25 protein-coding genes are annotated in these 24,902 nt (G+C 46.0%); 9 read left to right on the top strand and 16 right to left on the bottom strand.

Annotated elements, in window-relative coordinates; all coding sequences use genetic code 11:
• The first annotated feature begins 3 nt into the window (after nt 1–3).
• Entirely contained in the window at nt 4–1,272 is a 1,269-nt protein-coding gene (locus B9N89_RS28935; RefSeq protein ID WP_132325756.1) for a lysine N(6)-hydroxylase/L-ornithine N(5)-oxygenase family protein, read from the top strand.
• 248 nt (nt 1,273–1,520) lie between these two features.
• Nucleotides 1,521–2,873: a GTPase HflX gene (gene hflX, locus B9N89_RS28930; RefSeq protein ID WP_132325758.1), complete on the top strand. Its 1,353-nt coding sequence runs from the start codon at nt 1,521–1,523 to the stop codon at nt 2,871–2,873.
• Nucleotides 2,874–3,182: 309 nt separating this feature from the next.
• Here hflX and B9N89_RS28925 read toward each other — a convergent pair whose 3' ends face one another.
• Nucleotides 3,183–3,854, bottom strand: a complete 672-nt coding sequence (locus tag B9N89_RS28925; RefSeq protein WP_132325760.1) for a ceramidase domain-containing protein — start codon at nt 3,852–3,854, stop codon at nt 3,183–3,185.
• Between the two features lie 307 nt (nt 3,855–4,161).
• Between B9N89_RS28925 and B9N89_RS28920 the strand changes: the two genes are divergently transcribed.
• Nucleotides 4,162–4,953: a hypothetical protein gene (locus B9N89_RS28920; protein ID WP_132325762.1), complete on the top strand. Its 792-nt coding sequence runs from the start codon at nt 4,162–4,164 to the stop codon at nt 4,951–4,953.
• Nucleotides 4,954–5,000: 47 nt separating this feature from the next.
• Here the strand turns inward: B9N89_RS28920 and msrB are convergent, their stop codons facing one another.
• Nucleotides 5,001–5,402 (bottom strand): peptide-methionine (R)-S-oxide reductase MsrB, encoded by a 402-nt coding sequence (gene msrB, locus B9N89_RS28915; RefSeq protein ID WP_234996192.1) that lies wholly within the window; start codon nt 5,400–5,402, stop codon nt 5,001–5,003.
• A gap of 176 nt (nt 5,403–5,578) precedes the next feature.
• On the opposite strand from msrB, the gene B9N89_RS28910 reads away from it, so the two are divergent.
• Both B9N89_RS28910 and folE read left to right on the top strand, forming a co-directional pair.
• A complete protein-coding gene (locus tag B9N89_RS28910) occupies nt 5,579–5,956 on the top strand; it encodes a response regulator (RefSeq protein WP_132325764.1) in 378 nt (125 codons plus the stop codon).
• A gap of 98 nt (nt 5,957–6,054) precedes the next feature.
• Nucleotides 6,055–6,633 (top strand): GTP cyclohydrolase I FolE, encoded by a 579-nt coding sequence (gene folE / locus B9N89_RS28905; protein ID WP_132325766.1) that lies wholly within the window; start codon nt 6,055–6,057, stop codon nt 6,631–6,633.
• 11 nt (nt 6,634–6,644) lie between these two features.
• Here folE and B9N89_RS28900 read toward each other — a convergent pair whose 3' ends face one another.
• The 11 genes from B9N89_RS28900 to B9N89_RS28850 form a co-directional block, all read right to left on the bottom strand.
• Entirely contained in the window at nt 6,645–7,013 is a 369-nt protein-coding gene (locus B9N89_RS28900; protein ID WP_132325768.1) for a response regulator, read from the bottom strand.
• Nucleotides 7,014–7,053: 40 nt separating this feature from the next.
• Entirely contained in the window at nt 7,054–7,422 is a 369-nt protein-coding gene (locus tag B9N89_RS28895; RefSeq protein ID WP_132325770.1) for a PilZ domain-containing protein, read from the bottom strand.
• Between the two features lie 163 nt (nt 7,423–7,585).
• Nucleotides 7,586–8,029: a hypothetical protein gene (locus B9N89_RS28890; RefSeq protein WP_132325772.1), complete on the bottom strand. Its 444-nt coding sequence runs from the start codon at nt 8,027–8,029 to the stop codon at nt 7,586–7,588.
• A gap of 94 nt (nt 8,030–8,123) precedes the next feature.
• Nucleotides 8,124–9,017 (bottom strand): hypothetical protein, encoded by an 894-nt coding sequence (locus B9N89_RS28885; protein ID WP_132325774.1) that lies wholly within the window; start codon nt 9,015–9,017, stop codon nt 8,124–8,126.
• A gap of 331 nt (nt 9,018–9,348) precedes the next feature.
• Complete coding sequence (locus tag B9N89_RS28880; protein WP_132325776.1) at nt 9,349–10,350, bottom strand: YHYH protein; 1,002 nt, start codon at nt 10,348–10,350, stop codon at nt 9,349–9,351.
• 125 nt (nt 10,351–10,475) lie between these two features.
• Entirely contained in the window at nt 10,476–11,342 is an 867-nt protein-coding gene (locus tag B9N89_RS28875; protein ID WP_132325778.1) for a DUF6492 family protein, read from the bottom strand.
• 6 nt (nt 11,343–11,348) lie between these two features.
• Nucleotides 11,349–12,557: a glycosyltransferase gene (locus tag B9N89_RS28870; protein WP_132325780.1), complete on the bottom strand. Its 1,209-nt coding sequence runs from the start codon at nt 12,555–12,557 to the stop codon at nt 11,349–11,351.
• Nucleotides 12,558–12,677: 120 nt separating this feature from the next.
• Nucleotides 12,678–14,183 (bottom strand): parallel beta-helix domain-containing protein, encoded by a 1,506-nt coding sequence (locus B9N89_RS28865; protein WP_132325782.1) that lies wholly within the window; start codon nt 14,181–14,183, stop codon nt 12,678–12,680.
• Nucleotides 14,184–14,200: 17 nt separating this feature from the next.
• The gene (locus tag B9N89_RS28860; RefSeq protein ID WP_132325784.1) at nt 14,201–15,343 is read right to left on the bottom strand and encodes a cytochrome-c peroxidase; all 1,143 of its coding nucleotides are present in this window, start codon (nt 15,341–15,343) and stop codon (nt 14,201–14,203) included.
• Nucleotides 15,344–15,496: 153 nt separating this feature from the next.
• On the bottom strand, nt 15,497–16,315 hold the full coding sequence (locus B9N89_RS28855; RefSeq protein ID WP_132325786.1) for a pentapeptide repeat-containing protein: 819 nt from the start codon (nt 16,313–16,315) through the stop codon (nt 15,497–15,499).
• Nucleotides 16,316–16,404: 89 nt separating this feature from the next.
• Nucleotides 16,405–17,448: a hypothetical protein gene (locus B9N89_RS28850; protein ID WP_132325788.1), complete on the bottom strand. Its 1,044-nt coding sequence runs from the start codon at nt 17,446–17,448 to the stop codon at nt 16,405–16,407.
• 468 nt (nt 17,449–17,916) lie between these two features.
• Here B9N89_RS28850 and B9N89_RS28845 point away from each other — a divergent pair, with 468 nt between their 5' ends.
• Both B9N89_RS28845 and B9N89_RS28840 read left to right on the top strand, forming a co-directional pair.
• Nucleotides 17,917–19,974, top strand: coding sequence for an ATP-binding protein (locus B9N89_RS28845; RefSeq protein ID WP_159455719.1), 2,058 nt, complete (start codon nt 17,917–17,919; stop codon nt 19,972–19,974).
• A gap of 103 nt (nt 19,975–20,077) precedes the next feature.
• Entirely contained in the window at nt 20,078–21,082 is a 1,005-nt protein-coding gene (locus tag B9N89_RS28840) for an arginase family protein (RefSeq protein ID WP_159455718.1), read from the top strand.
• On the opposite strand, the gene B9N89_RS28835 is transcribed toward B9N89_RS28840, so the two are convergent.
• Genes B9N89_RS28835 through B9N89_RS32210 form a run of 3 tightly spaced genes read right to left on the bottom strand, consistent with a single transcriptional unit; the run spans nt 21,077 to nt 23,848 of the window.
• Complete coding sequence (locus B9N89_RS28835; protein ID WP_132325794.1) at nt 21,077–22,159, bottom strand: methyltransferase domain-containing protein; 1,083 nt, start codon at nt 22,157–22,159, stop codon at nt 21,077–21,079. The two genes, B9N89_RS28840 and B9N89_RS28835, sit on opposite strands and share 6 nt — an antisense overlap.
• A 56-nt stretch (nt 22,160–22,215) precedes the next feature.
• A complete protein-coding gene (locus B9N89_RS28830) occupies nt 22,216–23,703 on the bottom strand; it encodes a TonB-dependent receptor (RefSeq protein WP_132325796.1) in 1,488 nt (495 codons plus the stop codon).
• 16 nt (nt 23,704–23,719) lie between these two features.
• Nucleotides 23,720–23,848 carry a hypothetical protein gene (locus tag B9N89_RS32210; protein WP_268808940.1) on the bottom strand — a complete coding sequence of 43 codons (129 nt, stop codon included), beginning with the start codon at nt 23,846–23,848 and terminating at the stop codon, nt 23,720–23,722.
• Nucleotides 23,849–24,012: 164 nt separating this feature from the next.
• Between B9N89_RS32210 and B9N89_RS28825 the strand changes: the two genes are divergently transcribed.
• Both B9N89_RS28825 and B9N89_RS28820 read left to right on the top strand, forming a co-directional pair.
• Complete coding sequence (locus tag B9N89_RS28825; protein WP_132325798.1) at nt 24,013–24,213, top strand: hypothetical protein; 201 nt, start codon at nt 24,013–24,015, stop codon at nt 24,211–24,213.
• Nucleotides 24,214–24,349: 136 nt separating this feature from the next.
• Nucleotides 24,350–24,868: a hypothetical protein gene (locus B9N89_RS28820; RefSeq protein WP_132325800.1), complete on the top strand. Its 519-nt coding sequence runs from the start codon at nt 24,350–24,352 to the stop codon at nt 24,866–24,868.
• Nucleotides 24,869–24,902 lie beyond the last annotated feature (34 nt).

Raw genomic sequence — 24,902 nt, 5'->3', positions numbered from 1 at the left:
ACAATGGAAAGATATGAATTTTTAGGCATTGGCATTGGGCCATTTAATTTGAGTATCGCAGCCCTTGCAAGCCAGGTTCCCCACTATAAAACCTTATTTCTCGACAGCAAGGACTCATTTTCTTGGCATCCAGACCTTATGTTTGAAGATGCTTTTATGCAGACCTCTTGGTTGAAGGATCTCGTGACTCCGGTCGATCCAACCAATCCCAATAGCTTCCTAAACTACCTCGTCGAGAATAAAAAGTTTTATGCTTTCTTGAATACCAGCCGTTCAACGATCAAACGGATTGAGTTCGAACACTACTGTCGTTGGGTAGCAGACCGTCTAAGTAACACCAAATTCAATAGTCACGTGCTTGGTGTTCAAAAAGTTGACGATGGCTTTGTCGTGAGAACTGAAGACAATATTTATCATACCAAAAAACTCTGTTTAGGCACTGGGCTTCAGCCGAACATTCCTGCGGAAGCACAGGCTTTTCTTGGGTCTGATTGCTTTTTCGCGAGATCTCCGCATCTGAAAGCAATGGACTTGGAAGGCAAGCGGCTTGCTATCGTCGGTGGCGGGCAAACTGGAATTGAAATTCTCCTCAATGGCCTCCGTGGTCAGTGGGGTCAAGCGAAAGCAATTAACGTTTTCTCAAGACGTGATAATTTAGAGCCTCTGGATGAAAGCCCCTTCGTCAATGAGTATTTTATCCCTCATTACGTCAAGGAGTTTGCAAAGTTACCAAAACGTCGCAAGGGGGCTATTGTCGATTATCAGAAACTTGCTAGTGATGGTATCACTCCAGCATATTTGGAGGAGCTCTATCAAGAGTTATATGACCAAAGATATCTTCACGGCAGGGAAGGTCATGTTCATCTCTATCCCAATCGAGATTTTCGAAAATTATCGAAGAGCAGTGATTGCTACCGCTTAGAGATCAGTAATCGACACACAGAACAGACCGAAAGCTATGAGGCTGATGTGGTGATCTTCGCAACTGGCTTTCGGCAAGCTCTCCCTGATTTTGCTGAGGCCTTGATTGGTGATGCGGTCAAGGATAGCTATGGGCGCATTGATATTGACGAGAACTTTCAGATTCGCAGTGCTTCAGAGTCGGACTCCTCCCTTTATGGGCTTAATCTTGGCCGCCACTGTGTGGGAATTTCCGAGCCTCAAGTGAGTTTAATGGCTTGGCGAGCTGGGACCATTTTGAATCACGCCCTCGGTGAACAGAGATTTCGTTCCTTGGATGGGGATCAGAGCTTTTTGTCGATTGTAGGTTAAATGAAGATTCGAAGCGCGCTCCCCCAGGAGAATGCGTTTCGTATCTCAATTACCAGCCTAGGTTCGGAGACCTAACTGACCATAACCATAATTTCTACGTATAGAGCCCTCTGAGGGACATAGACACCGAAAACCAAGCCAAAAAGATCCAAATTTAGCTAGCCAAAGTGATGGATTCAGTGTTCCTTTAGCCCAAAATAAGATATACAGGAGCAGTTCGGTAGTTGAACCTACAAGGAAAGACATAAATGCCCGTAGATCTTAATAAAAAGAAAGCCAAAGCAGTTCTTGCTGGCCTCCACCTTCCCCACGAAAGCGAATTTGAGCACCGGTCCTCAATGGATGAGCTGGAGCGTCTAGTCACCACATTGGGATTTGAAACTCTGGGACGGGTGACCCAAAAGCGGCAGCGACCCTCGGTTGCCGGTGTTTTCGGTAAAGGAAAACTTGCAGAACTGGCATCATGGACCGGTGGTACGGGTGTCATTCATGGCTTTGGTAAGGGTTCTGATGATGAAGACTACGAGGATGATTTTATCGAATCGGATGTAGACGATGATGATCTTGAGAGAGATCAAGCAACCATCGTCATCTTTGATAGTGAGCTCAGCCCAACTCAGTTGAGTAATTTAGAAGAAGCTCTGGGAGTTGAAGTACTCGATCGAACCGGAGTCATTCTTGAGATCTTCAGTCGCCATGCGCAAAGTCGTGAAGCACGATTGCAGGTGGAGATTGCTAAGCTTGCCTATATGGCTCCCAGATTGCGACTGTCCCATGTTGGTGGAGATCGACAAGGTGGGGGCATTGGCGCGAAGGGAGCTGGAGAGTCAGCCCATGAGTTGGATCGCCGCCGGATTCGCGATCGCATTGCCGAGCTTAAAAACCAGCTGAAAGCGATCCAGGTAGAACAAGATAACCGACGCTCCCATCGCAAAGATGTGCCTCTAGTGGCACTTATCGGCTATACCAATGCTGGCAAGTCGTCCCTGATGCGTAAGCTGACCAAGACTGAAGTGGAAGGGGAAAATAAGCTGTTTGCGACCCTAGATACCACCATCAGAACCATGCAGCCAGAGACAACGCCGAGAATTTTAATCTCTGATACTGTGGGTTTCATAAAAAAGCTGCCCCACGACCTAGTCGCATCGTTTCGATCGACACTAGACGAAGCGTTAAATGCTTCGCTGTTGCTCTATGTTGTTGATGGCTCAGATCCCAACTTCAAATCTCAGTATGAAGTAACTCGTAAAGTGATGGCAGAGATAGGGGCTGAGGATCATCCTAGCCGGTTGATTGTTAACAAATCAGACCTTCTGTCCGAAATCGACCGAGCCAGAATTCAGCGCGATCTGCCGGATTCACACCTGGTATCGTCTCGCTCGAAAGATGATCTCAATCGTCTTCGTGACATCATTCTTCAGGTGTTTGAAGATGAGATGAACGATTTTGAAGTGCTTGTTCCCTACGAGAAAGGTGGAGTGATCGGGAAAATCCGGGCTCGGGCTAGAGTTCTGCAAGAGTCATACGATGAGGTGGGAACCACGCTAATGCTTCGAGCAAAGCCAGAAACCCAAGCCTGGATAGAAAAGCAATTGTCCTAGTACTTGACTTCTTGGCTTTATATTGAGGTGCGGATCAGCAGTGTTCAAACTTGGCTTTGGAACTGTATAGTAAGGGCGTCGACTACTTTGTTTTGGCGTTCTTGTGAAGTACCCAATCGCTTCATTACTGTGTGTTAGTAAAGTCCTTATGACTCAGAAAGCAGATGATTTTTTGGCTATGCCAATTGAAGAGCTATTAAAGCTGAAAGTGGATGTAGCTGGGCATTCAACATCGAGTTTCGACCTTGGTAATATGCCGGAGGGTGAAAATCCCTTTCGTACTCAGGTTTCTCAGCTACCTTTCAGTTCCTATCTATTACTAACCATAACCATGTATTTATTAGTATGATTCAAGAGGCTTTTTAGAACAAGAAAGAGTACTAAGCCATTTAAGAGATGCCATATAAAGTGGGTGCCTAGAGTAAAATACTCACAAACGATCGTATCAACTGTCCTAAAGAACAGTGACACCGGAAAAACCAGTGCTGCATACCATATGTATGGCTTAGATGTCTCCTGAAGACGATCAAGGTAGCCTAGGAATAGCAAAGAAAATAGAATTCCCATATAACCGTGAGAACCGTTGAGAGGGAGCCCTTTAAGAACACTTACAAATAAAGCCGTGGATAAACCCAACGCTAGGAAAAAGCCAGCAGCCCACAGACGGCTTTTTTGGGCGATCCTTAGAATCCAAACAGCCTTTGCGAATACCACAAAGATCAAAATAGATATGACATCAGCGGCACCTGACCATCGGTTTGCAAGGCTATGAAACAAACCCGAACAAATTCCTACGGAAATATCCAACACCGCAGCCGTAACCCAAGTCCAATGCCATGGAATCTGGCGCTTTCTAGCTTCATGAAAAATCCATAACCCACCAACTATGAAGGACAAGTTGGATAGAAAGTTCACGGGTTCCGCCCAAAAGCTAGGATCTAACCGCTCACAGTACGAATCTATTTTCTCTAACCAGTTCATTGCCTCTCCCTTTTTTGGACTTCTATTGTGAACTCAATCGAGCAACCCCGAGTGTCGGGATTATTAACTCTAAACCCATAGCTTAAACCGAATGCTAGCTCTGAAGCGAGTGCCGTCATAGAGTGAGCGACCTAAAGTTTTTGGCAGGTCTGGCGAAGACAAGCTTCGTGATGTGTTGTAAAATTACATATAAGATGCAATTAACTCGGTTAAGATGAAATAAAATTACATTATTGATTAGACACAAGCGTTTCGTTGATTCATAAAAACCTTGGAAACAGAGATTTAGGATGAGGAGGAGATAGGGATGTCACGTTTCATATTAGTTATCTTAGGAGTATTTTGGACCACTTCCGTCAGCTTTGGGGCAAATGAAGTTCGCCTCTTGAAAGCGTTTAGTTCAGTAGGTGCCAAGTACGGCGTTGCTTGGCAGAACGCTTACCTTGAAATTCTCGTTAAAGATATTGCTTATGACAAGGCCGTTGGCGTTCGTCTGAAGGATTGCGAGGGGCAATGGCGCGATGTGCCCGCAGCATATGATCGCAGTGTGGGGAATCAGATGGAGATCTGGCGCATCAATGGACTGACGGCAGATTTTCCAATTGATGAGCAAGCTGCGAACGATCATCAAAAGCAGATATGCGATCTGGAGTTTGCACTATACTATCGTGTCAACGAGCTGGCATTCTGGGATAATAATCGGGGGCAGAACTACACACTGTTCAAAAGCGAGGGAATGATGATGGGTCCCGATCTTTTGAGTGACGGTGCTCAGCTTTATGCATCTCTCCATGGAGACTCAGCATTTTTCTCGGGTCGGATTCACCTTCGCAATCTTGCGCCTCACAAATCCGTAAAAGTCATATACTCCCGAGACGGCTGGCAAAGCCAAGATGAAGTAAAGGCCACCTATCAATATCAACAGCATTACGGCTATTCAAACGTTCCGAGCCCCAATGTCTATGGTGTCGAGTTCTGGTCATTTGACCTGAGGGTTCCACCTTGTTCGCAGCTTGAGTATTACCTGATCTACGAAGTCGATGGGCAAGAGATAGTTGACGACAACTGGGGCAATCGCTACCAGGTTGCTGTTCAATAGCCCCTAAATTTTTTGGGAAGCCAGTGGTCGCTGCGCTTCTCAAAGCATTACTTCTCTTCTCGAAAGCTCAGAGCCAATGAATTGATGCAGTAGCGTAGGCCAGATGGGGGTGGCCCATCGTTAAATACGTGCCCAAGATGGGATTGGCAGTTATGGCAAAGAACTTCTGTGCGGACCATTCCGTGGCTACGATCCTCCTTCTCATCAATTTTTGAATTTAGCGACTCGCTGAACGAAGGCCAACCACAGCTCGACTCGAATTTTTGGCTGCCATCAAACAATTCGGCACCGCAGGCCCTGCAAAGCCATTTACCAGCTTTGAAATTGTCGAGATGCTCGCCAGTGAACGGGCGTTCTGTGCCCTTATCTCTTAAAACATAATATTCTTCAGGACTTAGTTCTTCTCGCCACATCTCTTCAGTCATGGTATTCGGATCGCGCTTTTGCATTAATATCTCCAGGTTATCTCAGAAGTTTACCAGCACCAGTGTTGCGGCCTAAGCACCAATTTCAGTTTGAGGCCAATCTGAATCTTATGGTTTTCATTAGGACTTTCAAGAGGCCACTTTGAGGCACTCAAGGCTGTGGCGATTGTTACGATGAGGGGTTAACGAGGGAGGACACCATGATTCCAAAGTCGATTTTAATCGTCGATGATAGTGATGACTTTTCGCTCTTGGTAAAAAACTTTATCCATCGGGAATTCCCCGACTGCGATATTTCCGTTGCGGGCAATATTGCTGAGGCCGTCGAGCTATTTAGCGACCACGATTTCGAAATTGTCGTGACAGACTATCTTCTTGGGCCTGAGTTGGGCTCAGATATCGTGCACCTTTGTAGTGGCACAAGCTCCTCGGTAATGGTGCTTACTGGCTGCGCCGTAGACGAAGTTAAGGAGTCGCTGCCCAATCATGTGTCAGTACTAAATAAATTCTCATCTCTTCAAAACGGTAGCTTTATGGAAGCTATCAAAGAAATGGCCTCTCAGGAAAGGGCTTTGTAAGCTTACATCGATTAGGTTTCGAAGCTCTTCATAGGCTGGAACAATCCTTTGGCCTAAGGTAGTCTTAGTATAAAGACTCACCAATCACGAGGCCATCCGTGGATGATAAAACCTACGATCAACATCGGCAAAATTTCACTAAACTTCTTGAAGACTTAGGTGAAAAACCTAGTCGCGACGGTCTGGTTAAAACACCTGATCGCTACCTGCAAAGCATACAGTTTCTTACCTCGGGCTATGAGGAGGACATCCCAACAATCTTGAACGATGCTCTATTTGATGTGGAATACCAAGACATGGTCATCGTCAGGAACATCGAATTCTACAGCCTTTGCGAACACCATGTAATTCCATTTTATGGCCAAGTGCATGTGGGCTATATTCCAGGCAAGCGGGTGGTCGGGCTTTCTAAAATCCCTAGATTAGTAGACGTATTCGCACGACGTCTGCAAGTTCAAGAGCGAATGACAAATCAGATTGCAGCTTGCTTACAGGAGTATCTTGAGCCTGAAGGGGTCGGAGTTGTCATCGATGCCTATCACTTGTGCATGATGATGCGTGGTGTAGAAAAACAGAAGTCTTACACCACCACCAGTAGCATGCACGGTTGCTTTCGGAATGTCGATACCCGTCAGGAATTTTTAAAATTGATTCACTCGCCGCGTCGGGATTTCTAGGAAGACATTTACTAGGGGAGGGCAAGTTTGTCGATCGTTGCAAGAATCTGCTCTCCTAGGAATGGTTTCACAAGCCAGCCTTTAGCGCCGTATTCTCTTGCCTTGCGAATAAGGTCCGCTGAACTTTCAGTCGTGAGCATGATGGTGGGGATTTTAATGTCTTTCTCCGCAAGGTTTTTAATCAGCGCAATGCCATCCATGTGGGGCATATTGATATCGCTGATGATGATCTGGATACCATGATTTTCTTGCTCTAAAATTTCTAGTGCTTCCTTGCCGTTGCTAGCTGATACTGGCTTATGACCTGCGGTGTGAATTACTGTCTCAAGGCTTTTACGCACCGTGGGTGAATCTTCAACGATGAGAACCTTCTTAGCCATTCAGTCTCCTAAAACCCTAGAAATTCAATGCTCAGCAAATTTAATCTGCACGTAGCAGTTGCCGCTGCACGAGAAATCGTTCTTCTTCCATAATCTTAGACAATGGCACTGGATCAATGAATTCAATAATAATTTTTCTTCCAATGACTCTGATGACCCGACCCTTAATAGTATGACTGACTCCGGAAACGAGCCTTACTTCCGCCGTGACCTTCTCAGTTTCCATGAATGTGTACTCAGGTGCAACCTGGAAACTTAGCCCACCTTCGGAAAGATCAAATATAGGAAATTTACCGATTTTATGAACAAATTCGGGTCTGTGGCTGAGAGGGTACTCAATACGAAAGTATCGGCGTTGCTCTTTAGCTTCCCCTTTTTTCTTGGTTTTTCCTTTGGATTTACCAATCATTCCATCACCTAAGGTTTTGCGCAGCACCTCTAGGGTATCGGATTGTTAAGGGAATGTATGAGTCATGATTTTTCGTTGGCATCGAATGGTGTTTAACCTAGGGAATATAGAAATAATATTAGTTAGATAAATGTATTACTCCCCAGTCATTTTTAGGCCAGCTCTAGGTCGAACATAACCCCGACATTGGATCATAGTCTTGCCCATGGATCAAACGGCAATATTTTTGTTCCATCGCCAAACCTGATCGTGGATCTACGATCGTTCCTCTGCAAGCCGTGATCTTTGTGCTATTAGACATGAGATAAACATAGAAGGTTTGTTTATAGAGCTGGCCCCGACGACCTTGCACTTTAAGGGTCAATCCCTGTAAGCTGTTGCTGGTATCGCTTGACGCTGGCTCCAATTGCTTGAATGAGATTCCAATTGAGTCTAGTTTGCTAGAAATGAGGCCATTTGGGTTAAACTGGTATTGATTGATGCTAGACTTTATAAGCTCGGTGCGACAGCGCTTTGGGTGCCTAAGAATCATGTTGATGTAGGCACTTGCATCCGCGAAAAGAACTTCCTCTGAGGACTTTGTCTGGAGATGTTGGGTCCTATTCATCCCTGCTCCTATCTTCATAGCGATAATCCCAAAAAACATAGCCATGAAAAGCATAGTGATCGTAGAAAAGCCTCGTTCGTTCAATTTCAACGCTCTATCCTCCAGCGAACTGTTTTAAGGCAAATGGGCTGGGGCCAGCACAACATGCGACGCATCGCGCACTTGAGCTGTCCACTTCGCTTAAGGCGTAAAGGCAGGTACAAGAGTTGCTATTATAGTCAAGTTGTACGACAGAGGCTGAGGGTTGGGTTGTAAAGCCGCCCTCAATAGCACGTTTCACACCAGAGAATTTATCTTCGATACCTTCTACTCGGCAGGATGAAATTGTCTCGTTGGGGTTCACACAGGAAGCTCCTCTCCGATTACCCTGGTAGCAGACTGTTTCAGTGAGGCTTACGCATTTACCAGTTGCTGGGTCATAGACTTTTTTGCCATTGCTCGACAAATGGCATATTTGTTCGTTGGCATCTGTACCAGCAAAATTGATATCCCGGCTGCAAGTTATGATCTCTCGACTGGTCGGGTCGATTTCAAATTGAATCGGAATCTTATGACTTTTCGAGAGAATCTTGCCATTAGGGGCTTGCTTGGCCAGTTTAATATTGAAGTCGCCCAAGGCTCGGTTGTTCGATAACTCCACATGATGAGATAGACTCAGACTTAAAACCTTCATAGACCCTTTGCCAGACGTGAGCTCTTGATCGGGGAAAATGAAATCTCGATCGTTGAGGTCGATGACTTTCTGAATGAGGATAGGGCTCTCATTGAGAGCAGGCAGAATCCGACCACCTAAGTTTTTCGTGCAAAACTTAACATTTGAAAAGCCCTTCTGAGCCGAACTGATCAAGGCAGTCCAAGAATACGTAGATCTCGATTGTCTCTCGACGAAGTTTGCCGTGTTGCCGAGTTTGGTTACTGCCAAGCTGATAATCCCAAGGATCGATACGCTAACGAGAAGTGATAATAGTGAATTGCCTTCCTGGTTCATTGGTCTCTAGTCCCCATCTGACGGGCGCTCGATAAGCTTAGCCCATATTGAATTAACTCTACTTCCGAAATACACTCCCTTATCGGATCTTCAGCCCCTCAATTCAGACTAACTGGATTTTTCAAGTCGTTTCTCTCGTATTTAATTAGCTAATTTATTTACTATATCTTGATTAAGATAGATTTTTCTAAGTGTTCGTTCCTGTGAGGGATGGGCTTCATGGAAGGAGGTATAGGGATCAGGAGGTACTATGATGTAGTATACAATATGTAACGCGAGTATTGATTTTGATGAAACCTCAATACTCGGTTGAGTCAAGTTGAAAGTAGATTTACGGGCCAGGTTCGAAGTCAGAGGAGATAGTTCCTTTAAGACAATTGATGACCCAGGGGAAGGTGGCAGTCACATAGTAGCCATAAACCCCATCCTTTGTCATGCCATTGCACTCGTCGAGGTCTCCTGATCCAGCTACGTAGACATAGTCATCTCTGTAGGTGCCGTCATAGGTCCCCCCAGGTGACGCCCCTTCAACTTTTCCTGAGCCAAGATCACTAACGTTTCTGGTGCCGCTTCTTAGCTCGTAGCTCGACGTTACGGTTCTGATAGTACCATTGTCATCGATGTATGGCCCAAATACTGGAAAGCCATCGGCTGCAAACCCTATGACTGGGGATGCTGCGGTCGCACCAGTCTGTGTGTACATCGCCAAAGGTGTGGCATGATAATGATAAAGACCAGATGGCTGGGCATGGGCATTATGAGTATCAGTTCCAAAGTTATTACCTGAGTACATGGGATCATAGCGCCATGCATAATCTTGATCGTCGCCACAGCCTATTTTCTCTTGACCAAGGGGCTCACTCCCCACCCCATAGCAAGCTGCTGGTAGGATATCAAGAACTGCACCGTTAAGGAAAATTACTGCTTGAAGACCCAAACTCAATTCTGTCGCCGAGCTTGCCGCCACGGGGCTGCCTTCGACTGTGTAGCTATCATCAACTTCTACGATATCGGTTACAAATGAGGTGCTTCCATCGTTGAAGTCGTGATTGGGGATTGAGTTGGTGGTAAATAAACAGTCAGTACCACTCAAGGCAATCGTTAGTTCGCCATTAAAACTCGTCGAGTTGTTGACATCAGTGACGCTGGATGTGTAGGTTCCCACATAATCCGCACAAGAGCTGTCTCTCGCAGTGAAAATAGCATCCGTGATATCTGTGGTGGTGCCGGAGCCACCGCCACCGTTTCCAGTATCATCAGAGCTATCGTCGTCATCGCTATCGCTACAGGAAAGCATCGCAATCAAGGCGAGATAGCATATTGCCTTCTTCATCTAGAACACTCCTATAGTTTTTTGAAAGATAAAATCATATTGCTTGGAATTGGTTGTCTTGTCTAATGGAAATGGTGGATTTTTCTAGCATACACCCAAAGGCTTTGCTGACAAGGCCTGCAGCTCTAAGGCATGAGTTCGATCCCAAAGGCTTTAGCAATTGCATCGGCTTTGGTGCCGGACTTAGCAGAAATCATACCACCGATGTGATGGTCCTCTATCTTATTGGTGAGTTGTTCTAACTCATCCTCTTGGAGTGGAACTTCTTGCCAATAGTCCAGAGTTCGTATTGTTGGGTCAAGAGCTTGGGGGCTATTAAGTTCACCTAATACATACTCGGCAAATATTCCGTAAAGAGTATATTCTGAAAACTGAATCTGCGAGCAGATCACTTCCTGCCACGGTTTTCGATGTTGCTTTTCGATGTATTGAAGCAGCTCATTTAAAAGCTGCTTTGACCAAAAGATACAAATCCCCACATAGCAACGTTGCTCAATACTGCTTAACGGGATCTTTAGGATTTTTGCTGAAACTCTGTTCCAACGTTGGAACATTTCAGGTAGCTCGTCGGTAGGCTCACAGTAAAGAGGGACCTTGGCCTGTGTTATGGACTGTTCTAGCTGAAATGGCTTAAGGAAGAAGCTATCGGAATCCATAAGAATGTAGTAGTCATGATTTATCTTTGCAGGTATTCCTAATTTGATTAGCTGTTGCCGAACCCAACCTCTTACGGGTGGGGTTTTAAAGCTATACCACCATCTTTTTTTGGTAAATGGAATGGGGTGTAGCCACGGTGGCATGAAGTCTTCTTGAAATAGAAATCGAGTCCTCGTCTGGCGAATCGCTTGAAACTGCTCTAGGTCTGCCTTTGGAATGATGAGGTAGTGAGGGATTTCTTTTGGAATAAATGATTCGATACTTGCTACGAGGATGCGACAAGACTCAAAATCAGCATGATAGCTAGGAGTGACGATTCCATAATCAAGCTTCATAGGTTGCTACTGCTCCATGGTAATCTGATCGAATAGTTTATGGGCTTGTTTCTGGGAATCGAAGTTCTCTTCCGCAAATGAACGAGCGGCGTCACCCAATCGCTTCACTAAGCTTTTGTCCTTAATAAATTCGAGAATTCTATCAGATATCTGCTGCACATTTTTCTGCTCCACTAGAAAGCCAGTCTTGCCGCTGTCAATCATATCAGCAGTTCCTCCAATGAGTGAGGATATCACTGGTCGCGCCGATGCCATCGCTTCCATGACACAAACTGGAGCGGCCTCACCGTGGCCAAAACTTGTCAGCAAGAGCACATGAGCATGAGATATCACTCGTTGGACATCATCTTCGCCAAGAGAGCCCGTAAATCGAACGATGGATTCAAGGTCTCGATCTCGGACTTCCCTCTCCAAGGATTGGCGGAGCTCACCGCCACCGACAATCTGATAGAAAACGGAATGCCCTTCTAGCTTGAGCCTTTGGATGGCTTGGAGTGCATAGGTATGCCCCTTCGAAGGGTTTAGCCGGGCAACCGTGACCAGCTTAAGGGTTTTATCTGACCACTGTGGAGTGGTGGGAGAGAACCGCTTGAGATCAACACCCATCCATATTACGGGTAGTTGTTTACGCTTCAAGTTTGTTGCCTTCAGCAGCTCTTCCTGAAGGGGACGGGTCACAGGAGCGACAAATTTCGCGAAGGCGGTTTTCTCTCGATGGTGACTTCCATAGACCGATAAGTTGCCATGGAGTGACAAGCTGTAGGAACACAATCGGCTTAAACCGACCAAGGCTAGAACATGGGCAACATCCGCACAGGAATGGCCGTGAATATGCTCAATGCCATTTCGTTTTACATACCTGGTCAGCTGAGCAGCCATCACAAGAAGGCCTAGAAGGCGCATCCGATATTTCAGTGAGACTCCTTTCAAGCTGGTGATATAGCTAATCGACCGGATGGTCCAAGAAGGCCGAGTGATAAACTCTATGGCTCCCAGGAGATCCCTTGGAGGGTAGAGATAGTGGGTTTGGTTTTTTGCTTCTGCGATAAATTGATGTTGGCCCTGATCGCTCAGTGCTGGAGAGCGAGTGGAGATTAAGCAAACCTCAGCCCCCAGAGTTCTAAGGGCGGTAACTTCTCGCCAAAAGAAAGCGTGGGTCTGTGCGGGAAATTCGGGTACCAAATAGCCCAGACGGATACGCTTCTTGAGTGACAAGTTAGTCTCCTATTGAACTCTAAATGAACGCTACAGGAGCAAAGTGCTCCATAGCACCCATTATACGGGACAAAGAGTTCATATGATAGCTTAGACCAAGTTCTTTATCGCCTTCATCTCTTAATTCTCAAGCTTAAGCAAGTACTCAGCCACCGCTAGTCGAACTTCCTCCGAGAGGTAATCTTGGGGAGGCATCTCGGGATAATCTGGCCGTTTTTTGTAGGGTCGAGCGATAAAGTCGGCTAGAGCCTTCGGGTTGTTGCGATAGAGCGATTGAATCTTCTCCACAGGAGGGCCTATCAAGCGTCCTGTGTAGCTATGGCAACCGGTACAGATCCCTAAATAGGTAAGCTTACCCTGATTTGTCTTATCGATGATCCTTGGCGGGGCAGGTGTGTCGAGCAAATATGTTTTGATACTATCCGTGTTAGTGAAACTACAACTAGGGAACGAATCTACGCCAACGGTGATGTAGCGATCTTTGTAGTTGATGCAGCTATCACGGCTGGGGCCGACGCGAACGATGTCTGGGTTTCCACTTTTGAACTCTGTTAAAAGCAGGGCTTTAACGTCGCTTATGGTGTCGTAGCCATTGTGCTCCATGAGATTGCTTAGGATCATAATCTTATCAGCATTCGGCTCACTCTCCTCATCGACTGTAATATTAGAAGCATGCCCATGATCGGTGATCAAGATCCCAGCAGTCTTATTATGGGTAATAATATTATTTTCAATGATGACCTCATCAGCGGCCATAACTAGAATACCAGTACCAGCGGGGATTCCTGCTACCGTCGAGCCAGGGGCACCGAAGTTCTTGTGATTATTTCGAGTGACAAAATTATTGCGGACGATCACATCATAGGTTGTTTTGATGGGAAGGCCAGGGGTTATGAATACGAGAATACCTCCCGTATTGTTGTAGACCATGTTGTTTTCGACAATGGCATGCCTGCTGTTTTCAATCTCTATACCAGCAACATTGTCAAAAACCTCGTTGTGAGCCACATGGATATGATCGCTCATACCCACATAGATTGCCGCATCTTCGATACCCGATAAAACATTGTATTCGACAATACCATTGGTGCCTAGCTGTGGGAAGATACCATAGACTCCCGTGTCGACAATGATATTATTACGGATTTCAAAGTTGTTACCGGCCTGGCCCATGATGCCGTTGCCCTTGTATTTCGTGATCCGAAAGTTTTCCACAATGATGTTGTTGCCCGAGTAGAGGATCGCATCGTTGAGCCTTTTTTCACCGTTTAGCTCGGGCCATTGACCTTTCTGAATCACGCCTTGCAAGCGAATATTGTCTTTGTCTATATAAACTGTTTCAGTGTAGGTACCAGGAAATACACGCACTGTATCGCCGGGCTGAGCTTGCTTGATGGCAGCCATTATAGATTGACCGTTGCGTACATCATGGGTGGCTCTCGGTGAGCTGTCTTCGGGGACTGCTCTTAAGTTCTGGTCCTTACTAGCTTTTCCAGCTTGAAATCCTCCATGGTAACTTGCTTCTTGAAGTGGTGCAGCAGGTTCACTCTGTCTGGATTTCTGATAAAACATGCCTCCTGTAAATGATAGAGCACCTAAAATCACTCCCGCGATCCAAAATTTCATGACAACTCCTCGTTTTCTTAGTGGCTAACTTTTCGATTCCCAATAGGCAGTCCAGAGGGTACCCGCTGTGGTATCTCTGGCATAAAAGTCTCGTCGCTTAGCGTTTTTAAAAAATCCACTAGGCGATCGATTTCAATATCACTTAACTGTGGTTCCCAGATATGCCAATGGATATATAGCCTCTCTCCTTCTGGGACAGCATGGCCGCGGCCACTGGTATAGAAGCGTACCGCTTCGTGCAAGGTTTTAAATTGGCCAGCGTGCATGTAAGGGGCAGTGTGTGCAATATTACGAAGGCTAGGTACTTTGAACCCTCCTCGAAGCATTGGTTTTTGAAACGTTTTCTCAGCACCAATATCGAAAGGAAGGTCCTCTGGCGGAGGAACCCCAATCACGGCGATTTGCTGGTTGGTAAAAAGTGGTGGCGTGTGGCATTCGGCACATCGGGCTACAAACGACCGGAATATATTCAACCCCTTCAACTCGGGTTCAGTCAAAGCATGACTGTAGCCATGGGCGTAGCGATCGTATCGACTATTGAGGGAGATCAAGCTGGATTGGAAGGCAGCGAGAGCTGTCGTGACCTGATCGATCGTGATCGATTGCATTTTAGGAAAGGCTTGCTCAAAAAGCTCTCGGTAAGCCTTATGGGATGCTAGGGATGTGGTTAGAGCTTCAGCGTTGTGGCCTAATTCGTTAGGATGAAACAGGGGGCCTTTAGCCTGCGTCTCAAGAGACGATGACCGGGCATCCCAAAATAGCTTCTTAAGAAAGCCAACATTCCATAATGAAGGAGCAGAACGAGGCAGCAGCTCTCCATTCAGCCCTGTGCTACGGGGCATCCCATCGCTAAAACCTAGCTCTGGTTTGTGACAGCTCGCGCACGACATGGATTTATCTTTTGATAAGATTGGATCAAAAAATAGATAGCGGCCCAAATCAATTTGTTCTGGGCTGTAGCCACCCCGATGCTGGGGAAGCGCTGTTCTTAGACTACCAACGCCCTTGCCATGAGGCGATGAATAGAGTTGGTAAAGGCTGGCGAGGTGGCACTCACGATCGCGGAGCTCAAAGCTGGGGGGACAAGTTTTCTTCAAAGAGAACCCAAATGAGCTCCCACCATAGATAAAGGCGCTGAGAAGGATGAGTAAATGATTCATAGACACTCGGCTTTGTGAAGCAAAACATAGGTAATTTATGCAAAATTGAGGTGATATTGAAATACGCTTTGGTAGGTCTTGTCTATTTACCAAATGTGAAAATGAACATAAATTTAGGGTTTTAGAATCGGCGATGAATAGCAGGATTAGAGATTAGGGGCATTCTGGAATGAATCCTTCCGCGATGATGTCTGCCTCGCACTGCTGCCGGCGGCTTAGGCTTTTCCAGTTAAAATCCCGATTGTCGTGGAGAATTGTGCCCTGTAGTTTGGTTGTTTCATCAAATATTGTTTCCTTGAGTGTAACTCCAGTAGCATCGACACCAGAAAGGTTCGCTCCCGAGAGATTGGTGCCATCCATATGAAGGTCGATGAGCTTGGTACCAGTGAAGTCAGCGCCGCTGAAGTTAGCCCCGGCGGCATCCCCATAGGTAAGGTCGGAGTAGACAAGCCGGGCACCCGATAGGTTTGCGCCTTTGAGGGATGTTTGAACAAGTGATGTTTCTGTGAGATCGGCACCTTCCAAATTCGCACCCTCAAGATCGGCATCTTTGAGGTTGGCTCCGGTAAGGTTAGCCCCTTTAAGATTGGCTTCCTTTAAGTCTACTAAAGCTAAGTCTAAGCCTGAAAGATCAGCGCCCTGGAGATTGCATTTGGGACACTGACCAAATTCTACCAATTGATTGAGATCCGTTGGAGAAAAGTCCTCAGTGGGTTTTGCTTGCTTGGATGGCTGAGCGTCACGGATCCGCTTCACAGGGCGCCTCTTTGCGCTCATGGGTGTTCCAGTTGGTGGAGCAGGATCAGCTCGATTGGTGGTTTCGTCTTTTACCTCAGTCTCGTTCGTTTCTTCGGCATAGGCGGGCTCAGGGCTAGATCTTTGAACGATCACTTCATTCTGCCCTTCTTGAGTCTTCTGAACATGGTAAATAACAGCCAATAACAGACAAATGGCTATCGCAAAGTACTTCATGGAGACTCCTTGTTTCTTTCTCTTCGGAAGGAGCGCCGAATCATTTAGTCCAAATCTACCATAACCATTATCAAGATACTAAAATTAAACTAGTTTTCAGGAATAAATCCGACCCCATGAAGCACCATTTTCGCAGGCGGATCGGCTCGTAAGCGGACTCTGAAATCATTGGTGAATTTGGCCTGGAATTCGATGAAGTTCGTGGCGTCAGGAGTCGCGGAATTGTTGGGACTGACAGCAATACTTATCGGGGCTTGGGCCTCGCCTGTCATTACCTCGAAAGTAACCGTTGTGGCTGTGGACATGAATAGATTTCCCAAAGAGACAGCCAAGCGGTAACTTCCGGTTAATGATCCTGCAATCTCGAAAGAATTCTCAGCACCAATTCCGGAACCTCCTAGCTCAAGCCAAGGGGTGGCACCAGCAGGATCACGAGGACCCTCTGGTGTGAGGTTGCCGTCATTGGGAATGACCTGATAATTCACAGATCCCAGAGGTGTTGTCATCTGAGTTGGTAGTGGTGTTGGTGTGGGGGTCGTGAGATCGAGCCCAAGCCATTGCTGAGCTCGTCCCGAAGAACCTGGACCAAACAGAATGCGAGCGGACTGAGCAGCTGTGAAAACCTCTACATTATTGCTAACAGAGGCTGGTTCTTCTGGGCCAGCATCTGGAGTCGTTGAATCCAAGGTTTCTGCAAGCGGGGACGACTTGGTCTTGCCATCAAAACTTGCGGTTACAACACCGCTGTCCAAACTTTTTTGAATAGCTTCATTGCTACCAGTGAGTTTGAAGTTTGCATGCCATGGCGAATTTTCTGGTAAAAGCGTTGTCTTCACCTGAATAGATGGGTCCCCCTCAAACGACCACTGATCGTTCTTGCCTGATAGATCGATCTTGTCATCATTTTCTGCTTGAAGGCGGCAATCGATTTCTGCGCTGGTATCCTCAGCGGAAGACTGACAGTGAAGATACCCTGGGAGGCCTTCTCCCGTTTCTTGAGGCCGAGTCTGCCGATTGTCGAGACTACCGTTAGCAGCTTCACCGGATTGTTGTTCCTGAGTTTGTTTCAAAGAAAGCTGGTTTTTACAAGATAGAGAGAGGGCGATAATCAGAATATAAGGTATTAATTTCATTGCAGTCCTTCTTTCAGCAGGCCAAGTCAAGATCCAGCCTTATTCTACCATGGTCCGTTTGAGAATGAGTTTGGTGCTCCTATATCGTCATATTTAGCGAATCCATTTAGCCAATTGAGCAAGAATTTTTGAACTTCTCACTACCTGAAAATATCTACTTTAATGGCAGTAAACTGAAATAATTAATTGCTTTGCCAAAGTAGACAAAAGTAGCAGCATAAAGTTGGATGCCACGGGGGGCATATAAATGTGACTTTGATGATACTCACGGCAGGTGAAGTTACTGGGTCTTTGTAAGTAAACAGGCTTAAACAATATTTTATGAAAAACGATAAGGCTTGATGTCGAAAGCAAATGAGTAGTAATAATAGGCGATTAAAACTCTTGATCAGTCTTTTGGAAGTTTATTTTATGTTATCGTCGAAAATTCCGAAATCTGACTCATGGGACAGAAGCTTTGGAGATACCATGAGCGTTCGGGGTGGAGCGATCAAGAATGACAGCAACAAAAGCCCACTGATTCGGCTAACCGCTTACTTTACACCAAAGCAGTATGTGGAAGGTGGTTTTGATGCGAGACGTCGGTCCCGACTTCTGATCATGTTCAGTGTGATCTTATTTCTGTTTGGGGGTATATACGCGACTCTATATGAGTTCCGTTATGGTGCCCATCGCCAAGCGATACAGATGTACCTATCTGCCTGTTTAGTTATCATCACACCGTTTGTTTTCAAATATAGTAAGTCAATATACGTTGCTGGCAACTATATGTTGATTTTGACATTTACGCTTTTGAATATTCTTTTGAACTCTACCGGTGCTTTATATGGCTCGACCTTTTTTTGGTTTCCCCTGATCCCATCTGTAGCTGTGATTTTACTCGGGCCACGCCTAGGAATACTTTGGGGAGCTTTATCCATCGCAGCCGTGAGTCGGGTTTTTATCATGCAGCTTGGTGGTGTCGAATTTATCCATGTGATTCCCGAAAATTTGCGACACCAGTCGAACTTCACCAGTTACCTAGGTCTTTCGACAATCATTCCATTGTTATTTGGGATCTATGAAAAGGCCAAGAACAAGATGCTTGCAGAAATTCATGATGCCAAACGAGAAATAGTAAAACAGCAAACCTTAGCCATGGAAGCCCATAAGAGCGCTAGGGTAGTGCTTGACAATGTATCCCAGGCGCTGCTCTTGGTGGACCGTGATGGCAAGATTCATCCTGAATATTCGAAGCCCCTAGAAACATGGTTTGGAGCGCCACAAGAAGGCGATGTTCTCTGGACTTTCATTGGGCGTAAATGTCCGGATTTCGCTAATTGGCTGGAACTCGCTTGGTTGCAAATGAACGATGGTGTTTTAGAGCCGAGTCTTTGCCTCAAGCAGATTCCTAAAGATGTGAAGATGAAAGATGGCTCTTACTTAGAGTTTGACATGCAAACTCTCGACGGCCAGCATCAGGTCAACCATCACGCCAATATATTAATAGTGATCTCTGATATCACAGATCGGGTGAAAGCCGAGATTGCTGAAGAATCCCGACGAGAACTGCTTGTGATCTTCGAACAGCTTACTCAAAATCGCGAATTTACCCGTGAAACACTTATTGAAATCGAAGATATGATTAAGGCTCTTAATAGCGATGAAACAACGCCAGAGACGGAACGGCGACTTCTCCACACTTTGAAAGGTAGTTCAGCAGTTTCTGGCTTAATTTCGATTTCGCGCTATAGCCATAGCTTAGAAGATAAGCTCATGGAATCCCGTGGTCGTTTATCAAAGAAAGAGCTGGATGCGCTCCACCAGAAGTGGAACCTCTTGATGCAGAAAGTTCAACCATTCCTAAGTCAGGATGATAAAGACATTGTTGTCACCGAGGAAGACTTAGAAAATCTGAGGTTGCTTGTTCATGGGGGCGAATCGGAAGCGGTGATCTTGGATGCGATTGATCAGCTGGTTCAAGAGCCATTAAGCCGGCGATTTAAACACTTAGCGGTGCAGATCGAGCAGATAGCCATGAACCTAGGGAAAGGCAAGATTGAGATCAAAATCGAAGATGGCGGCGTGCGGCTGCCACGTCAAGATTGGACTTATTTCTGGGGTAATTTTATCCATGCAATTCGCAATGCCGTGGATCACGGCCTTGAAACCCCAATGGAACGTAAGGAACAAAATAAGCCTGAATCTGGTCAAATCACACTCAGCTCAGCTCTTGAAGGGGACGAGATCGTGATACGACTGGAGGACGATGGCCGAGGTATAGATTGGGATAAGATTCGTGCCCGCGCCAAGGAAGCGAATCTTCCTTATAATTCGGATAAAGACTTGCTCGATGCTATGTTTCATGACGGAATTACAAGCAGAGACAGCGTTAGCGATGTATCGGGGCGAGGGGTCGGGCTTGCCGCTCTCAAACAATGTTGCGACAACATGGGAGGACGCATCGTCGTTGCTTCTGAACCCACGAAGGGTACGCGCATATCATTCTATTTCAAGCGCACGGTGAGCAGTAGCAACGCTGCCTAAACACTCTAATCTGCCAAATTCAGGCCTTGACCATCAATCATTTGCTATCTATGAATGAATCTGAGCAAAGTTTCCCTATGTCATAATGATAGAGAGTCTAAGTATGCGCATTGTGTCCCACCCAGATAGTAATCTAGAGCTGGATAAGTTCGGTATTACGATTCCGCTTACAGATAACCGCGTTCAGCAGGTCAACCGTTTCTTAAAGGAAGCCAATATTCCTGTAACTCCTATAAGCGAGTTGCCAATGGTGCAGATGGATCGGAAGATGCTTCGTTTAGCTCATAACCCGGATTATGTAGAAATGGTCTTTGGAGACCCCTCCTCGATAGAGAAGGCTTTGATTGGCACATTTGAACTCTATGACGAGCAAGGCAACCCTAACCGCTTCTTCCCTGAGCGAGCCAGCTATCCTCTTCACAAGCTTGGAAAAAAGGCACTAGATCAAGCAAAGGGAGCGATTGCAGCAGCAGAACTAGCCCATCGAGAGGGGGCGAGCTTCTTTCTGGGCGGTGGGTTTCATCACGCAATGTCTTTTGCAGGTCGTGGCTTCTGCTTTGTTAACGATATTGTCATGGCGGCCCGTCATGTTCAGGCTCTTGGTGACTACAAGAATATTTGGATCATCGATATCGATGTCCATAAAGGCGATGGCACAGCGGAGCTAGCGGTTAACGACGATTCCTTAAGAACATTTAGCATCCATATGGCAAAGGGCTGGCCTTTAGATGGACCAGAAAAAGATGAGAATGGCGATATTAATCCTTGGTTTATCCCAAGCGATGTGGATGTTCCCATTGGTGAAGGAGAAAGCTCCAGCTACCTTCAGCAACTAGAAGAGGGACTGAGCAAACTTCTGTCTTTGGGAAAACCCGATTTTGTGATCGTGGTGCAAGGTAGCGATCCATACGAAAAAGACCAGCTACCCAGCGCAAATCTGATTAAAATTGATCTCGCTGCCATGCTGAAGCGGGACATGATGGTGTACGATCTTTGTAAGGAACTTCAGGTTCCCCACTGCCACCTGATGGCAGGCGGCTACGGAGAGTTTGCTCACGAGCCATTCAACCAGTTTTTTGGGGAACTTAAAAGCCGCGGTCACCTATAGGGGTTTGGGCTGGGATCTGAAGATACAGAGATTGCCACCGTCGACATATACAGGAGTAGGCCAGGAGTGAGCTTGTGCGATGTCTAGCAGCCACTCCCGGGCGTTGCCCTTTGTTACAACGGTAATCGATCGACGTTTGCTAACAGCTATAATCTGCCTCAGAACATGTTCATAGGTTTCTTTCGTGAACGGATCGTATAAGTAGTAGGCATCCGCCTCAGGAATTTTAAAATCCTCAAGGGACAAGTCCTGTTCTATAAAAGTCAGGTTAGATTCTAGCTGGAAAGCTCGCCCGGTATCGTTTGCAAGGGCCACCCGATGGGGAACATACTCGTAGCCTATGAACTTTATATCCGGCCTTAAAAGAGAAAATGCCAGTCCCACGCGACCATAGCCAGACCCTAGATCAACGACGCAACTGTTCTTAGGTAGATTGCTAAAATGGAGGGCTAGCAAGATTGTCGAATACCCAGACTGAACCCCTACCCCTGAGCCCTGATAAAGGCGTTCAGGGTTCTTTTTATCCACGATCATGGTTTTGTCGCAACTATAGTCTAGATTAAAAATGAGATCGAGCCCATCAAAGGCTCGGTACAACCTAGGACCAATAGGCTCATCCGAGCTTCCTTGTCGTCGCTCTTCATCTTGAAAAAGCAGAGACATAGCTTGCAGTGACTTGGTGGTAAAGTCTTTCCTATCGGTGTCCGATCGCATCTTGATACATTCAAGAAGCGCTGATTCGATGACTAGTATCTTCTTGAGTAGAGGCTTTAGGGCTTTGGATTCGACAGTTTCAAAAAAACTTTTCAGGAAAGAGAGGGCCAATAATTCATCGATAAAAAATGGAGCTATAAACTCTGCGTTTGTCTTTTTGATCCCTGATATGTTGTCATCGCGATTCTTCAGCCAGTACTTCTCTTGCAGGAACTCAATCGCAGCACCAAGAAAGGCTACCTTTGCATAAAGCTCAGCCATCTCCGCTGAGCTTAAATAATTTGGAGCACCTTTAGAAACTTGAAAGCGATTCTCCGTAGAGTTCAATAGTAAGGAGAGGAGAGCTTGCTCAGCAATATGCATGGTTTTCCCGTGGTAGAATAATCTGGAAATTAGTGGTGCAGTAAGGGGCGCAGGCCTTAAGCATTATCTTCTTCGAGGCGCCGATCGATGAGATCCACGAAAACTTTGATCTTGCTGGAAATTTCAGGGGGTACCAAAGCTTCCCAAGATTCATCTTTATCTCGGATTTTTGAAAGCACCGTTTTTGAGTGAATGTTCAAAACATCCGGGTCGTAATTATGAAAGTCCTTGATCAAGCCTTGGCACCATAAATTTAAGAACAAGTACTGTATATGTTGAGGAAACTGGATATCTTCGCCTTTCACAAGTTTTCCGCCGTCGCCCACTTTGGGGTAAAGGTAAAGTTGAAACTTATTTTTAAATAGTCGTCCAATAGCTTCTAGCGTTCCCCCCGGAAGGTCTTTATAGTGCTCCTCCCTAAATAGCTCTGTGAGATTATCGATCCCTAGAACGAAAGCAATATGAGAGTTGGCAAACATGTTCAGATATTCAGATAAGCGGTAGTGATACTCGAAGTTAGTAATCATGGTTTGCATATTCATTGCTGATATCATCTCTAGCCTGAATATCAAGTCCTCTTCGTTGGCTTTTTCCTGGTTGAAGATATTATTGAAGGTGATTTCACAAAGGGGCAGAACGACCCAGCCTTTGGCTTGTTCTTGCAATTGCTTTACCCCTTGGCAAAGCATGTCCTTTGTTTGTAAAGTTGGCGGGCGAAAGCGACCCCGCGCAACGAGAAGAGCTTGATTGTAGAACTTGTCCGTGACTGTTTGAATCTGGCCCTTTTCATCGAAAAGGATGGCTTCTGCAAGGCCTTGAGAGATCAGCTTCAGGTTGAGCGCTCGATTATCCACATCTTCAAAGGACTTGCCAGTAACTTTGATCACATCGATATCGAATTTTCGGCCCATCAGGCCATCCTTCAGGCTTTCAAGGAGGAGCGGTAAGTCTGCGCTATAGCGATAGGCTGCATAGAGTAGATTCACACCCAAGACACCGATAAGGTTTTGTTGTGATTCGATCATCGACTCGTATAGGTGAACGTGAAGAATAATCTTATGCACCGGCCCTTGGGGTTCAAGTTGAAACTTGCATCCTAACCAGCCGTGTCCGGGTCGACCATTCTTTGGAGACTTTGTGGCCATGGTATTGGCAAAAACGAAAAATCGCCTTTCGCACATTTGCTCGCCAATGCGCTCCTCCAACAGTCCAAACTCGCGATCGAGCATCTTGTTCAAGCGATTTTCAACTACGTATCGACCAGACTTTTCTTTGCCGTAGATGGTATCTGAAAATGTCATATCGTAAGCTGACATAGTCTTGGCGACTGTTTTGGAAGCACCTCCCACCTTGAAGAATGCTGAGGCAACTTCTTGACCTGCTCCGATCTCTGCAAATGTCCCGTAGATTGTTCGATCTTCGTTAAGGTTCTTCGCTTTGACTCGGGTCGTGAGCGGCTGGTGCTGGATGGTCTGCATGGAATCTGATTCTCCCCACTGGATGCCGGTATCAATTGGTACCGGCTTATCATTCTTAGTTATCACTGCGCTTGTGTGCCAGTTATTGAGCCGGTAGGCAGTTGGAACCAGCTGTCGTAAGCCCTGCTGTTTCTATATCGGCTGCGACGAAATAAACCTGATGATACAGGATCTTAAGCTCCGATTTCTTGACAGAAATCTTGAGATCCATCATATATGTCCTCGGCCTTTTTAAAAGGCCTTTTCGTAGCAAATTTTTGCCAAAATACCGGCAAAATTTCTGAGTTAAGTTAGTAAGATGCCGGCAGCTATCAATTACCCGTACTATTTGACCGATAAGCGCTATGCCGAGCCATTTAAGGGGAGATAATTGCAGTGAAAAGAATTTATACTTGGAAAGAAAAAAATTCAGGAAAAATTGTCGAGGTCCGGCGGACGATTGATCAATATAACGTTCCTCCCAGCTTGGAAGAGGCGGGGCTGACCAATCAAGATCATGATCTCCAGTGGATCAAGTTTGTGGATGTCGCGTTAATCGGTGGCAACCTCCAGAAGGGTAATTACGGCCGATGTTAAAGTGACCTATGTGTTGTTTGACGAGAGTTGCTAATTTGGTGCTTTGGCCACATTTCTTCAAAAAATCATAAAAAACTTGTAACTATTCCTATCGGCTAACGAATCGTCGTTAAAACCCTTAACAAAGGAGAAGACGATGCGTTTAGCTATCCTGACATCCCTGTGTTTGGCCATGGCGTCCTGTGGAAATGATGACGATGACGATAATAATGAGGTAGCGCCGTCCGCAGATGCTGGCTTTACGGAAACCATTACTGATGTGCCAAGTGACTACAAGTCATCGAGCCAATTTTTTACGCTGACTGAAGGGCTTGTACCTGCCGCAGAAAAAAGCCCTCATGGTGCAAACCAAATCTGGTATAGCACTGCTGTGCAAGGGTTTGTGGGTCAAGCAGGCTTTACCGCTCCAGTGGGAACCATCGCAGTCAAAGAGTATGACGCATCTGGTGACGGAGAAGTGGATGGTATTGCAGTCATGATCAAGCAAGCCGCGGGATACGACCCAGACAATAATGACTGGTACTACGACTATCGGGATGTTGACGGTACTATCAAAAGCCAGCCTAGCCCAGGTGCCAACCAAACCTGCATTGGTTGCCATGCAGTATGGCCTGAGCAAGATTATTTACCCGGCCTCCTCATTCTTAGTGAATAATCCTTTTATTGGCTGAGTCTAAGAAGGCTCAGCT

This window comes from Pseudobacteriovorax antillogorgiicola, from assembly GCF_900177345.1.
GTDB classification, from domain to species: domain Bacteria; phylum Bdellovibrionota_B; class Oligoflexia; order Oligoflexales; family Oligoflexaceae; genus Pseudobacteriovorax; species Pseudobacteriovorax antillogorgiicola.
The sequence above is the reverse complement of the archived record's forward strand: the minus strand, read 5'-3'. Positions and strand labels throughout refer to the sequence as shown.

Coding starts and splice junctions, on each gene's coding strand:
- hflX (WP_132325758.1), top strand. CDS start 1,521: ATGCCCGTAGATCTTAATAAAAAGAAAGCCAAAGCAGTTCTTGCTGGC.
- B9N89_RS28855 (WP_132325786.1), bottom strand. CDS start 16,315: ATGAAGTACTTTGCGATAGCCATTTGTCTGTTATTGGCTGTTATTTAC.
- B9N89_RS28840 (WP_159455718.1), top strand. CDS start 20,078: ATGCGCATTGTGTCCCACCCAGATAGTAATCTAGAGCTGGATAAGTTC.
- B9N89_RS28865 (WP_132325782.1), bottom strand. CDS start 14,183: ATGAAATTTTGGATCGCGGGAGTGATTTTAGGTGCTCTATCATTTACA.
- B9N89_RS28925 (WP_132325760.1), bottom strand. CDS start 3,854: ATGAACTGGTTAGAGAAAATAGATTCGTACTGTGAGCGGTTAGATCCT.
- B9N89_RS28920 (WP_132325762.1), top strand. CDS start 4,162: ATGTCACGTTTCATATTAGTTATCTTAGGAGTATTTTGGACCACTTCC.
- B9N89_RS28850 (WP_132325788.1), bottom strand. CDS start 17,448: ATGAAATTAATACCTTATATTCTGATTATCGCCCTCTCTCTATCTTGT.
- B9N89_RS28890 (WP_132325772.1), bottom strand. CDS start 8,029: ATGAATAGGACCCAACATCTCCAGACAAAGTCCTCAGAGGAAGTTCTT.
- B9N89_RS28900 (WP_132325768.1), bottom strand. CDS start 7,013: ATGGCTAAGAAGGTTCTCATCGTTGAAGATTCACCCACGGTGCGTAAA.
- B9N89_RS28875 (WP_132325778.1), bottom strand. CDS start 11,342: ATGAAGCTTGATTATGGAATCGTCACTCCTAGCTATCATGCTGATTTT.
- B9N89_RS28910 (WP_132325764.1), top strand. CDS start 5,579: ATGATTCCAAAGTCGATTTTAATCGTCGATGATAGTGATGACTTTTCG.
- B9N89_RS28885 (WP_132325774.1), bottom strand. CDS start 9,017: ATGAACCAGGAAGGCAATTCACTATTATCACTTCTCGTTAGCGTATCG.
- B9N89_RS28895 (WP_132325770.1), bottom strand. CDS start 7,422: ATGATTGGTAAATCCAAAGGAAAAACCAAGAAAAAAGGGGAAGCTAAA.
- msrB (WP_234996192.1), bottom strand. CDS start 5,402: ATGCAAAAGCGCGATCCGAATACCATGACTGAAGAGATGTGGCGAGAA.
- B9N89_RS28935 (WP_132325756.1), top strand. CDS start 4: ATGGAAAGATATGAATTTTTAGGCATTGGCATTGGGCCATTTAATTTG.
- B9N89_RS28820 (WP_132325800.1), top strand. CDS start 24,350: ATGCGTTTAGCTATCCTGACATCCCTGTGTTTGGCCATGGCGTCCTGT.
- B9N89_RS28835 (WP_132325794.1), bottom strand. CDS start 22,159: ATGCATATTGCTGAGCAAGCTCTCCTCTCCTTACTATTGAACTCTACG.
- B9N89_RS28845 (WP_159455719.1), top strand. CDS start 17,917: ATGAGCGTTCGGGGTGGAGCGATCAAGAATGACAGCAACAAAAGCCCA.
- B9N89_RS32210 (WP_268808940.1), bottom strand. CDS start 23,848: ATGGATCTCAAGATTTCTGTCAAGAAATCGGAGCTTAAGATCCTGTAT.
- B9N89_RS28880 (WP_132325776.1), bottom strand. CDS start 10,350: ATGAAGAAGGCAATATGCTATCTCGCCTTGATTGCGATGCTTTCCTGT.
- B9N89_RS28860 (WP_132325784.1), bottom strand. CDS start 15,343: ATGAATCATTTACTCATCCTTCTCAGCGCCTTTATCTATGGTGGGAGC.